9 protein-coding genes are annotated in these 12,641 nt (G+C 64.5%); 3 read left to right on the top strand and 6 right to left on the bottom strand.

What is annotated here, in order from left to right:
- Positions 1-39: 39 nt before the first annotated feature.
- The gene (locus tag QP140_RS03770; RefSeq protein WP_284758257.1) at positions 40-1,335 is read left to right on the top strand and encodes a D-serine ammonia-lyase; all 1,296 of its coding nucleotides are present in this window, start codon (positions 40-42) and stop codon (positions 1,333-1,335) included.
- Positions 1,336-1,407: 72 nt separating this feature from the next.
- On the opposite strand, the gene QP140_RS03765 is transcribed toward QP140_RS03770, so the two are convergent.
- The 4 genes from QP140_RS03765 to QP140_RS03750 form a co-directional block, all read right to left on the bottom strand.
- Positions 1,408-2,814 (bottom strand): NAD-dependent succinate-semialdehyde dehydrogenase, encoded by a 1,407-nt coding sequence (locus tag QP140_RS03765; protein ID WP_070760299.1) that lies wholly within the window; start codon positions 2,812-2,814, stop codon positions 1,408-1,410.
- Positions 2,815-3,101: 287 nt separating this feature from the next.
- Positions 3,102-5,813, bottom strand: coding sequence for an exonuclease domain-containing protein (locus QP140_RS03760; protein ID WP_284758255.1), 2,712 nt, complete (start codon positions 5,811-5,813; stop codon positions 3,102-3,104).
- 72 nt (positions 5,814-5,885) lie between these two features.
- Positions 5,886-6,095, bottom strand: a complete 210-nt coding sequence (locus tag QP140_RS03755) for a hypothetical protein (protein WP_015381947.1) — start codon at positions 6,093-6,095, stop codon at positions 5,886-5,888.
- A complete protein-coding gene (locus QP140_RS03750; RefSeq protein ID WP_284758251.1) occupies positions 6,092-7,771 on the bottom strand; it encodes a nitrite/sulfite reductase in 1,680 nt (559 codons plus the stop codon). Before QP140_RS03750 ends, QP140_RS03755 begins: the two co-directional genes overlap by 4 nt.
- A gap of 289 nt (positions 7,772-8,060) precedes the next feature.
- On the opposite strand from QP140_RS03750, the gene QP140_RS03745 reads away from it, so the two are divergent.
- Together QP140_RS03745 and QP140_RS03740 are read left to right on the top strand one after the other, a co-directional pair.
- Positions 8,061-9,524 (top strand): FAD-dependent oxidoreductase, encoded by a 1,464-nt coding sequence (locus QP140_RS03745; protein ID WP_284758250.1) that lies wholly within the window; start codon positions 8,061-8,063, stop codon positions 9,522-9,524.
- A 177-nt stretch (positions 9,525-9,701) separates the two neighbouring features.
- Entirely contained in the window at positions 9,702-10,265 is a 564-nt protein-coding gene (locus QP140_RS03740; protein WP_284758249.1) for a GNAT family N-acetyltransferase, read from the top strand.
- Between the two features lie 7 nt (positions 10,266-10,272).
- Here the strand turns inward: QP140_RS03740 and trhO are convergent, their stop codons facing one another.
- Both trhO and purT read right to left on the bottom strand, forming a co-directional pair.
- Positions 10,273-11,166 (bottom strand): oxygen-dependent tRNA uridine(34) hydroxylase TrhO, encoded by an 894-nt coding sequence (gene trhO, locus QP140_RS03735; protein WP_284758246.1) that lies wholly within the window; start codon positions 11,164-11,166, stop codon positions 10,273-10,275.
- A 67-nt stretch (positions 11,167-11,233) separates the two neighbouring features.
- Positions 11,234-12,547 carry a formate-dependent phosphoribosylglycinamide formyltransferase gene (gene purT, locus QP140_RS03730; RefSeq protein ID WP_284758245.1) on the bottom strand — a complete coding sequence of 438 codons (1,314 nt, stop codon included), beginning with the start codon at positions 12,545-12,547 and terminating at the stop codon, positions 11,234-11,236.
- Positions 12,548-12,641 lie beyond the last annotated feature (94 nt).

The raw sequence follows: 12,641 nt of genomic DNA, 5'->3' as shown, positions 1-12,641 counted from the left end.
CGGCAGAGAACGCCCGGCAAGCTCACTAAGCTGGGCGCCATGGCAACCCGAACCCCGCAAGAGTGGATCACCGACTACCCCCTCCTTGAGCACCTCGTCGCGCTCGAGGAGACCCTGTGGCTGAAGCCCGACCTGCCCCGCGCCGAAGAGGGCCTGGCGCACGTCGGGGTCAGCCCGGACCAGATCCAGGACGCCGCGGACCGGCTGAAGCGCTTCGCCCCCTACCTGCAACAGGTTTTCCCGGAGACCGCGCCCAGCGCTGGCATCATCGAATCCCCGCTCCGCCACGTGCCCGCAATGAAGGAGGCGATCGAGGAGCTCACCGGGCAGCAGATCAAGGGGCAGCTGTGGGCGAAGCTCGACTCCCACCTGCCGATCTCCGGGTCCATCAAGGCCCGCGGCGGGATCTACGAGGTGCTCCAGCACGCCGAGGCCCTCGCCCTGGAACACGGCCTGATCACCGTGGACAGTGACTACCGGCTCCTCGATTCCACCGAGGCCCGCGAACTCTTCGGCCAGCACCGCGTGGCCGTGGGCTCCACCGGCAACCTGGGACTGTCCATCGGCATCATGAGCGCCAAGCTGGGCTTCCAGGCCGCGGTCCACATGAGCGCGGATGCCCGGCAGTGGAAGAAGGACCTGCTGCGCTCCCACGGCGTGGAGGTCGTGGAGTACGAGCAGGACTACTCCGTCGCCGTCGCCGCTGGTCGCAGAGCCGCCGAGGACGACGACAGCGTCTACTTCGTGGACGACGAGAACTCCGTCTCCCTCTTCCTCGGTTACGCGGTCGCCGGGGCGCGACTGGCCGGCCAGCTGCAGGCCATGGACGTCCGTATCACCGAGGAGGAACCACTCCACGTGTACCTGCCCTGCGGGGTCGGCGGTGGTCCGGGTGGTGTCGCATTCGGCATCAAGGCCATCTTCGGCGACGCGGCTCGCTGCTACTTCGCCGAGCCCACCCACTCCCCCGCCATGTTCATCGGGGTGCACACCGGCGCCCACGACCAGCTGGCAGTGCAGGACTTCGGCATCGACAACGTCACCGCCGCCGATGGGCTTGCCGTGGGGCGGCCCTCCGGCTTCGTCGGCGAGCGGATGCAGCACCTCATCGACGGCTACTACACCGTCAGCGACGAGAACATGTTCCGCGGCGTGGCACTCTTCGCCCGCTCCGAGGATGTGCAGTGCGAGCCGAGCTCCGCGACCAGCTTCTTCGGCCCCGGCGCCATCGGCCGGGCGGGTACTCACCTGGCATGGATCACGGGCGGGGAGATGGTGCCAGAGGAGGAGATGGCTAGCTACATCGCCCGCGGCGAGGAGCTGCTCGAGGGCTAGCCTCGTTTATATAAAGCAAGTGGCCGCGGGGAGAACCCGCAGCCACTGCGCTCTTGAGTTATTACTCAGCCATTACAGCGCTGGGGAAAGACCTGCGCCCGACTGGTCAGACACCCGGTAGAGGTGCTCGTTGACGAACTCGCCAACGCCCCAGCGAGCGAGCTCGCGGCCATAGCCGGAGCGACCGATTCCGCCGAAGGGCAGGCCCGCCCCGGTGACAGCGTGCTCGTTGATGAAGGTCATGCCGTCGCGAAGCTGCTCGGCGACCTCGCGGGCCGCGTCCAGGTCGGTGCTCCACACGGAGCTGGAGAGGCCGTAGTCGGAATCGTTCGCGATCTCGATGGCCTCCGCTGCGTCCTTAGCGCGGTACACGATCGCCACGGGCCCGAAGATCTCGTTGCAGCCAACGTCCGCCTTGGGGTCCACGTCGACCAGCAGGGTCGGCTCCATGAAGGCGCCCTCGCGGTCGATGGCCTTACCACCGACGCGAATGGTGGCTTCACCGTTCTTCTCCGCCTCGGCGAGGCGCTCGACGATCTCATCGCGGGCACCGATGGAGGACAGCGGACCGACATCGGCGTTCTCGTCGTCGAATGCGCCGACCTTCATCTCGCCGATGCGCTTCTCCAGCGTTTCGACGGTGCGGTCATAGAACTCATCCATGACGATCAGGCGCTTCGGGGCGTTACAGGCCTGGCCGGTGTTGTACATGCGGATCTTGGTGAACTGCTCCAGCACCCAGTCCAGGTTCTCATCGTCGAGCACGATGAAGGGGTCGTTGCCGCCCAGCTCCAGCAGGGACTTCTTGTAGTGCTCGCCGGCGGTCTTCGCCACGGCGGCACCAGCCTGCTCGGAGCCGGTGAGGGACACACCCGCCACGCGCTTATCCGCCACGAAGGCATCCATCTGGGAGCCGGAGGCGTACACGTTGATGAAAGCATCCTTCGGCAGCCCGGCCTGCTCCAGCAGGTCCTGACAAGCCTGGGAGGACAGCGGGCAGATGGAAGCGTGCTTCAGAACCAGGGTGTTGCCCAGCAGCAGGTTCGGTGCTGCCCAGCGGGCGACCTGGTAGTAGGGGAAGTTCCACGGCATGATGCCCAGAATCACGCCCAGGGGCTCCTTGCGCACCCAGGTCTGCTGTGCGCCCTGCTGGGAAAGCTGCTCATCTGCCAGGAGCTCGTGGGCGTGCTCGGCGTACCAGGTGAAAATGTCCGAGACGATGTCGATCTCCGCCTCGGCCCAGCGGGTCAGCTTGCCCATCTCGCGCCCGATGTGTTCCGCCAGCTGCTTCTTGTTCTCCTGGAACAGCTTCGCGGTCTTCCGCAGGACGTCCGCGCGCTGCGCGATGGGGGTCTTGCGCCACTGCTCGCCTGCGGCGGTGGCGCGATCCAGAATTGCATCGCGGTCGGCATCATCGATGCGGTTGAACTGCTCTTCTTCTTGGCCAGTACTTGGGTTCTGCAATGCAAAAGTGCTCATGGCCCCTGCCTACCAGATGCATTCGGCCGTGTCAGGGGGCGAAAACAAGAACCCCGGCCCGCGGTATAAGTACCGAAGGCCGGGGATTCACCGTGTGCCCAGCGCTTTAGGTCAGGCCAGCAGGCCGTGGAATTTCACCGAAAACTCGCGACGGCACTCGCGGCATTGCCAGGAATTATCCGTTTCCGTGGTCGGAAACAGATTCTCCCCCATGCAGTAGGGGCAAAAGTTCACGGTCACACGCCGACCGTTGCTGTGCCCGGACTTCCGAACCCTTCCCCCCAGCGCTAGAGCCAGAGGTCTTCGAGCAGTTGGACAGCAAAGCCATCCTGCCGGGCGCGGAAGCGGCTAAGGATACGGCGGTTCGCCCCGTTATCCCCCAGCCCCAAGGCTCGAGAAATCACAGAGCGCAGGGCTTCATCATCGCCTTCCGGATCCTCACCCACGTGTTCAGCGAGCGCGGCTAACCCCTCGGCTCCCTGCTGTGGCCGGGCGCGCTCCAGGGAGAAGTATTCGCCCTCGTGGAAGTCCAGCCAAACCCGCTCTCCCTCACCGATCCCCTGATGCTCCAGCAAACGTCGAATGGTTCCCAGGGTGTTACTGGTTGGCCCCCAGGTCACTCGCTGCGTACCAATCTCACTGGGCAGTTCGGCCGACTCGTTATATTTCAACCCCAGCATATGGATCACTCCGCCGGGAACCCCACTGCCGGAGCCACGGAGGTGGTCACTGGTTACGGTGATCAGCAACTTCCACCTGCCATCACGCCAATACATGCCGCGAGAGTCCTCCGGCGTGGAGGTCTTTTCCGGTGCCGCCGAACGCCACTTGACGATTCCATCAACCAGCTCGAACTGGCCGGTTGATGCATAGGTCCGCACCGAATTTTCCGCGACGTCAAATTTGGCGGGGAGTTCTGTCAGCAAGGCGGTCAGCGGGACCCCCTCATCTCCCGCGTCAGTCGCGGCGACGAGACGGCGCTCAATAAGTTTCGCCAGCGTGCTGTATTCCTCATACCCCCACTCCGGCAGCGCCCACTTAGTCGCACTGACCCTCACGATCCCCTCGGAAGCGTTCAAGGAATTCGCCAAGGAACGATTCGTCCTCCCCTGTCCAATCGCCTCATACAACGAATCGAGATCTTGCGGCTCGCCACGGATGGAGAGAACCCCCGCCCCAAGAGCAGGGAGCGAACGAGTTTGGGTGAGCACGTGCCCCTCGAACAATCGATACCCACAGTCATCGAGCCAGTCACGCAGGTCAGCGGGGCTTAGTGCCGTGCGCTCCTCCACCCAGTCCAACGGAACCACCCCATAGTCATCGCTGCCCTGCTTGAGTAGATTTTCGGTCCGCTCCCGAGCCACCTTCAGAGATGGGAAGCACACCCAGTCCTCCTCAATTGCGAAGGAATCATCTACCGCATCGATAATCTCCGCGAGGCGTAGGCCCCAACCGGGAACCTCATCTCGCAGCTCTGGGAGCTGCTCGACGATCCCACCGATGCGCGCCACCGGGAAAGCATGGGCTGCCATCGCCTCCCGAAGCTCAGCCACTGCCCCGCGATTGGCCAGCTCCTCCAGGCGACTCGCGAGCGGGCTCTGTAGCTGACGTACGCGTTCACGGGTCAAGCCCAATTCTTGACCGAGCGTATCCAGGGTGGCCGGCGAGGTAGTGCCCAGCCTCTTCCGGGCGATGAGCTGCTCACGTGCGTCCAAACCGGCATAAAAGTCCGCCAGTGCCGAAGACGCTGTCCCCCGCACCAGGAGTTTCACCTGCTGATAATCCCCGTCCGGGTCAGTGAGCTGAGCCAAAACTTCGGCAGCTCGGCCACTCAGCATTCCATTAGCGGAGTCCGGCAACAGGGCCTTATCCAAGCCGCGGTGCTGATTAGCGATCAGTCCCAGGGCATCCTGCGCAAGATTCAGCGCTGCCAGTAGCGCCTCGCGGCTAGGTTCCTCGTAGAAGACTTCCGCCGCGGAATCAGAGGTTCCCGAGTAGAAATCATCCATGTAGGCGTTGTCTTCCTCCAGGGGGTAGTCCGATGTTTCGATCTCGGGTGGAATAGGCGCCGTTACGTCGGGAATTGGTCGCTCCTCCTCGTCGCGGATGCTCGGCAGAAGCGAAGAAAACTCCTGCTCATTCAGAATCGGAATTCCATAGTGCCGTGCCTTCTTCGCCTTGCCACTCAAAGAGTCCACGTCGGCGGCTACCAACACCCGGGTGTTCCTCGTCAAGGACCCCGGGGTCAGGCCGTGCTCTCGAATTTCTTTCTCCCACTCGGAACGGGGCCTATTCATCTCCCCAGTCAAGGTCACCCGGTCACCCCGACGCAGTTCCAACGGTTGGTCCTTCCCGGGGACGGCTTGTTTCCGCTCACGATGAGCAGCCTCTGCAGCCTCGCGAGTCAACGGCTCAGCCGAATCGTCGGTCAGCTGGTTCAACGGGCGAGCGTCGATGGCGATAAACGCAGCCCCAGGGAACGTCACTCCGTTCCGAAGGAAGTATTGGAATAGCTCCGCGGTGGCCTCGGCATCCGCCAGGGCGGTGTGAGCGCCCCGGTTGGTGATCCCCACGCGGCTGAGTACGTCCCCCAGTTTGTTGGGCATACCGGGGAAAAGCCTCCTAGAAAGTTCCATGGTGCAGACATACCCGGGGAGGACGTCGCCTGGATCCAGATCCGCGCGGGCCAGTTCCTGGGAGAGCATGCGCGCATCGAAGCGCGCATTGTGGGCGACCAGAATCCGGCCATCCAAGAGGCCGAAGAGCTCGCGGGCGATCTGAGCGAAAGCCGGGGCGTCTTTCACGTGCCGGCCGTAGACCCCATGGATCGAACTATTGGGAATATCGCGATCCGGGTTGACCAGGCTGGACCAGCTGCCTTCCACCTCACCGGTGGCAGAAAGGAGGACGACCCCGATTTCCAGCACGCGGTGGGCGGTACTGAAACCGGTGGTCTCAACATCGAGAACGGCAAATCCTGGGCTTCCGAGCTCCTGCATGTCGCTTATCCTACTGTGAGCTGCGTCCCGACTAGCCGGATTCCACACGCCGGCCGAGCGGGAAATACCCGCCTAAGCCAGCAGTCCGTGAAATTTCACCGAAAATTCGCGACGGCACTCGCGACATTGCCAGGAATTATCCGTTTCCGTGGTCGGAAACAGGTTCTCCCCCATGCAGTAGGGGCAGAAGTTCACGGTCGCACGCCGGCCATTGCTGTGCCCGGACTTCCCACCGATCGCCTGGTTCACCGGTGGCAGGGAATCAGTATCAGGAACGCTCATCGCAGGGCCTCCTCCTCAGCGCGGGCGACCCAGGAGCTGAACTCCTCGCCGTCCTCGCGCTGCTCCTTGAAGTTCTCCACGACGCGGACCACGTAGTCGCCGACGTCCTCGGAGAACACGTTGTTGCCGCGCAGCTTGCGGCCGAAGCCCGGCTTCAGACCAACCTTTCCGCCCAGGTGCACCTGGAAACCTTCGACGCGGTTGCCGTCCTCGTCGGTCAGCACCTTGCCGGATAGACCGATGTCCGCGACCTGGGAACGGGCGCAGGAGTTCGGGCAGCCGTTGAGGGAGATCTTCAGCGGGACGTCGAGGTCGCCGACCCGCTCCTCCAGCTCGTCGACCAGCTGGATGGCGCGCTGCTTCGTCACGACGTGCGCGAGCTTGCAGAACTCCAGGCCGGTGCAGCTGATGATGTCGCGGCGGAAGGCCGAAGGCTTTGCGGACAGCCCCTCCTTCTCCAGTTCGGCGGCAAGCTTGTCCGCATTCTCCGGGGTCAGGTCCAGGAAGAGCAGCTCCTTATCGGGGGTCGTGCGCAGGCGCGTGGAGCCATAGGATTCGGCGAGCTCCGCGAGTCGCTGCAGCTGGGCGCCGTCGGTGTGCCCCACCGTGGGCTTCACCCCCAGGTAGACCTTGCCGTCCCGCTGCTCGTGGATGCCGACGTGGTCGCGGTAGCCGGGGTACTCGCCCGGGTCCGGGCCGTCGACGAGCTTGCGGCCGAGGTAGTCCTCCTCCAGCACCTTGCGGAACTTCTCGATACCCCAGTCGGCGACGAGGAACTTTAGACGCGCGCGGTTGCGGACCTTGCGGTAGCCGTAGTCGCGGAAGATGCGGACCACGCCGGCCCACACCTCCGGGACCTCTTCCAGGGGCACCCAAGCGCCGAGGCGCTGGGAAAGCATCGGGTTGGTGGACAGCCCGCCGCCGACCCAGACGTCGAAGCCGGGGCCGTGTTCCGGGTGGTTCGAGCCGATAAACGCCAGGTCCTGGATCTCGTGGGTGACGTCCTGGCGGGAGTTGCCGCTGATCGCAGACTTGAACTTGCGTGGCAGGTTGTCGAACTCGCCGCTGGTCAGTAGTTCTTCCTTGATGGTGTGAATGGCCGGGGTGGCGTCGATAATCTCGTCGGCGGCGATACCGGCGACTGGGGAGCCCAGGATGACGCGGGGGACGTCGCCGCAACCGAAGTTGGTGTCCAGCCCGACGGATTCGAGCTTGTCCCAGATGGCCGGGACGTCCTCGATGCGGATCCAGTGCAGCTGGACGTTCTGGCGGTCGGTGAAGTCCGCGGTATCGCGGGCGTAGTCGCTAGAAATCTCGCCGATGACGCGCAGCTGCTCGCTGCTGACCAGTCCGCCGTCGAGGCGGATGCGCATCATGAAGTAATTATCCTGCAGCTCTTCGGTGCTGAGCGTGGATGTGGCCACGCCGTCGAGTCCCGGGCGGCGCTGGGTATAAAGGCCAACCCACTTGAAGCGGGGCGCGAGGTCCTCCTTCGGGATGGAGTTGAAGCCCTCCTTCGCGTAGGTCTCGCGAATGCGGTCAATGACGCCGAGGCCGGCGTCTTCCTGCTTAATTTTCTCGTCGTCGTTGAGCGGAGTAGTTCCGTCGACGAGCCACTGGCCTTGCGGCCGGGGCTTACGCTTCGGCCTCGATCGGGTGGTGGTGGTTGCGGTCATGGTGAATTTCTCCAGTTGATCGTGCGTTGTGGCGGTCTTGTCTGGATCCGCAGCGCGGGCTGCAGATCAACCTACACTAGACAGACCGTGCGGTCTATAACTGGACACACTAAACCGGCCCGAGGGGAAGTTGCAAGCAATTTCAGCAAAGCCGATTGCACAAACTAGACCATGCTGTCTACACTCTGTTGTGATCCACCCCCCAGAATCTCGCAATCCCTTCACGGTGGGATTAGCTTGGTGGGTGAAGAATATGCACTTAGAACCAACGATTGGACCCTGAATAAAAGTGTCAGACGCAGCAAAGACCACTCGTCCGCTCCGTATCGCGGTTATCGGATCCGGCCCAGCCGGCATTTACGCATCCAACGCCCTCGCCAAGGCCACCATCCCGGAGGGCAACGGCGACACCACCTTCGACGGCGTGAGCGTGGACATCTTCGAGCGCATGCCAGCCCCCTTCGGGCTCATCCGCTACGGCGTCGCACCCGACCACCCCCGCATCAAGGGCATTATCCGCTCCCTCCACCGCGTCCTCGACCAGCCGCAGATCCGCCTGTTCGGCAACGTCAACATCGGCGAGGACGTCACCCTCGAGGAACTGAAGCAGCACTACGACTCCGTCATCTACGCCACCGGCGCGACCAAGGACCGCGACCTCAACCTGCCGGGAGCGGAGGCCTCCCACGGCGGCGCGGAGTTCGTCGGCTTCTACGACGCCAACCCGAAGTTCTCCGAGGACTGGAATCTGGACGCCGAGTCCGTCGCCGTCATCGGCGTGGGCAACGTCGGCCTCGACGTCGCGCGCGTCATCGCGAAGACCGGCGACGAACTGCTCACCACCGAAATCCCGGACAACGTCTACGAATCCCTGAAGAAGAACAAGGCCAAGGAGGTCCACCTCTTCGGCCGCCGCGGCCCCGCCCAGGCGAAGTTCACCCCGCTGGAACTCAAGGAGCTCAGCTACTCCGATACCATCCAGGTCATCGTCGACCCGGAGGACATCCAGTACGACGCTGCCTCCGAGGAAGCTCGCCGCGGCTCCAAGATCACCGACATGGTCTGCTCCCTGCTGGAGCAGTACGCCATCGCCGACCCAGGCGAGGAGCCGCACCGCGTCTACATCCACTTCTTCGAATCCCCGAAGGAGATCAAGACCGACGAGCAGGGTAACGTCACCGCCCTAGTCACCGAGCGCACGAAGCTCAACGGCGACGGCTCCGTCTCCACCACCGGCGAGACCCGCGAATGGCCAGTCGGCGCGGTCTACCGCACCGTCGGCTACAAGTCCGACCAGCAGGCCGACCTGCCGTGGGACGCCGACGAGAACGTCCTGCCGAACGTCGGCGGTCGCGTCCTCGCCGAAGGCCCCACCGCGGACGGCATCGCGGGTGTGCCGGGCAGCGCTGACCCAGAGGCAGAGAAGCGTGAGACCCTGCCGGGCGTGTACGCCACCGGCTGGATCCGCCGCGGCCCCGTCGGCCTGATCGGCAACACCAAGGGCGACGCCAACGAGGCCGTCGATAACCTCTTGACCGACGTCGCAAAGGGCATCGGCTTCCAGCCGGCCAAGCCGGAACTGGAGAGCGTTGAGGAGCTGTTGCGCTCCAAGAACATCTCCTGGACCGACTGGGAGGGCTGGTACGCCCTGGACAAGCACGAGCGCGAACTCGGCGAGGCCGAGGGCCGCGAGCGCAAGAAGGTTCGCGAGTGGGACGAGATGCACCACCACTCCAAGTACAGCGGGGAGTAAGCACTCCCCTGGTCGGAGCGGCAGCAAAGACCGCGCCGACCGCACCCCCACGCACACAGGGAGAGCCCAGGCCCAGTAGTTAGCAAAAACTAACATTCCTACTGCAAAGGTACAGCTCTACCCCCGTTTTGCGCGGGGGTTTCCTTTCCCCTTCAGAGCTCTTGTGGCTTAGGTAACATGCGATTCATGACTCTGGAAAACGACGCCGTAGAAGAAGGCCCAAAGGTCTACATCACCGGGCGAACCCTGCTGTCCATGCCTGCGTACCAGGTCCACGCCCTCTACAAGCTGCGGGTGGACGTCTTCGTTAATGAACAGCGCGCCGCATTCCCGGAGATCGACGACCAGGACGCCCTGCCGGAGACCCACCACCTGCTGGCCTACGTCCACCCCGGCAGCGGCCCGGACTACCCGTGGGGCACCGCCGACCCCGGCTCCCCCATGCGGCTCGTGGGCACCGTGCGAGTCTTCGGGCCGCCGGAGGAGCAGCACATCGGCCGCCTCTGCGTCCACCCGGACCTGCGCGGTTACGGGATCGCGCACAACCTTGTCGCGCGCTCCCTGGAGGTCGTCCGCGAGCGCGCCGCCGCCCTGGACCCCACGAACCAGAAGTCGATCGTAAAGATCGAGGCACAGAGCCACTCTGTGCCCTTCTACGAGGGCTACGGTTTCGCCACCGTGGGCGAGCCCTTCGACGTCGAGGGCATCGACCACGTGGAGATGCAGCTCGAGCTCGACTAGTCGGCGGCTAGCACTCCCCGCAGGTCACCGCCGGGTCGGCCGCGCAGTCCTCGCACAGCAGGATCTGTTCGCGGCACTCGGAGTTCTCGCAGTTGTGGAAGGTATTCGTCGCCGCCCCGCAGTTCTTGCAGAAGCCGAGCTGCTTCGCGTCCTCCGAGAACTCCATGTGCATGCGCTTGTCGAAGACGTACAGCGAGCCCTCCCATAGGCCCTTATCGCCATACTTCTCGCCGTAGCGGACAATGCCGCCGTCGATCTGGTAGACCTCCTCGAAGCCACGGTTCCTCATCAGCGCGCTGAGCACCTCGCACCGGATACCGCCGGTGCAGTAGCTGACGACCGGCTTGTCCTTCATCCAGTCGTACTTGCCGCTCTCCAGTTCCTTGATGAAGTCGTGGGTGGTCTCCACATCAGGGACGACGGCGTCCTTGAACCGGCCGATTTCGGCTTCCATCGCGTTACGTCCGTCGAAGAAGACGACGTCGTCGCCGCGCTCTTCGACCAGCTTGTTGACCTCTTCCGGCTTCAGGTGGGTTCCTCCCCCGATGACGCCGTTCTCGTCCACCTTCAGCTCGCCCGGCGCGCCGAAGGCGACGATCTCGTCGCGCACCTTGACGGACAGGCGTGGGAAGTCATCCGCCCCGCCCTGCGACCACTTGAATTCCATGCCTTTGAAGCCGGGGTATTCGCGGGTGCGGCGCGCGTACTGCTTGCAGGCGTGCAGGGAGCCGCCCACGGTGCCGTTGATGCCGTGCTCGGAGATGAGGATGCGCCCGGTCAGGCCGAGGCTTTCGCAGAGCTGCTTCTGCCACAGCATGATCGCCGTGGGGTCCGCGATGGGTGTGAACCAGTAGTACAGCAGGATGCGGGATTCTTTGAGGTCGGTCGCACTAACAGCCATGCCCCAAAGTGTAGCCCCACCAGCAAGTACCCCCTAAACCGCCGGGAGTAGCGCCAGTGGCAGCAGGCTAGTCCACGGCGGGCTGCTCGCCCGTCGGCAGGTCGGCATCGTCCTCAGTCGAGTTGCCGGCGTCCTCAGGAGCCGCGTGCGTCTCGTGCGTGACCTCCGCTGCTTGGATCTTGATGGCCCCGGCGGCGTCGGCGGCGCGGTCGCGGGCGTCCTCGATCGTCTCCGCGGTGGAGACGGCTACACCCATGCGGCGTCGGCTGTAGCTGGCCGGCTTCCCGAAGAGGCGGACCTTCGTCTCCGGGACGGCGAGCGCCTCGGCCAGGCCGTGATACTCCACCGCAGCACCTTCCGGCAGATCCTCACCGAGGATCACGGCGGAGGCGCCCGGGGAGATCAGAGTCGTATCGATCGGCAGGCCCAGAATCGCGCGGGCGTGCAGCTCGAACTCGCTGCAGCGCTGCGTGCCAATGGTCACCATGCCCGTGTCGTGCGGCCGCGGGGAGACCTCGGAGAAGTACACATCATCCCCCTTGATGAACAGCTCCACGCCGAACACTCCCCGGCCGCCCAGGGCGTTGGTCACGCGTGCCGCCACCGAGCGGGCATTATCCAGCGCGGAGTCCCCCATCGTCGCGGGCTGCCAGGACTCCACATACTTGCCGAGGTCCTGGCGGTGGCCGATGGGCTCGCAGAACCACGTGGCGGGCTGGCCGCTGACCGGGTCGATGCTGCGCACCGTGAGCAGGGTGATCTCGTAGTCGAAGGGGACGAACTGCTCGACGATGACCCTCTCGCAGTTCACGCGCACATCGGAGAGCGCGAAGTCCCAGGCGGCGTCGAGCTCGTCGGCGCTGGCCACGTAGCTCTGGCCGCGCCCCGCGGAGGACACGACCGGCTTGACCACGCACGGGAAGCCGATCTCCTCGGCCGCGGCGTGCAGCTCCTCCGGGGTGGCGGCGAAGCGGTGCACGCCCGTGGGGATGCCGAGCTCCTCGCTGACCATCGTGCGGATCTTCTCGCGGTCCATCGTCAGCTGCGCGGCCCGCGCCGTGGGGGCGACGGTGACGGTGCCTTCCTCTTCCAGTTCGGCGAGGACGTCCACCGCCAGCGCCTCGATTTCCGGGACCACGATGTGCGGGCGGACCTCAGTGATGAGTTCGCGCAGTGCCTCGCCGTCCATGAGGTCCAACACGTGCGCGTGATTGGCCACGTTGTGTGCGGGCGCGCCCTGGTAGCGGTCCACGGCGTGCACCTCCACGCCGAACCTCTGGAGGGCGATGGTCAACTCACGGCCGAGCTCACCGGCTCCCAGGATCATAACGACTGTCGCGCAGTCACTGTTGGGGGTGCCGATCGCTTGTGGGGTGTACATGATGCGCAATTCTAGCTGGCAACGCGGGCGCGTCTAATCCGCTTTCGCGATCATCAGGCACCCGGGCAGCGATCCCGGGGCTTCAGAGCGCGCA

Source organism: Corynebacterium sp. UMB9976 (assembly GCF_030212265.1).
GTDB lineage: Bacteria > Actinomycetota > Actinomycetes > Mycobacteriales > Mycobacteriaceae > Corynebacterium.
This window is presented reverse-complemented; position numbering and strand designations above follow the sequence as displayed.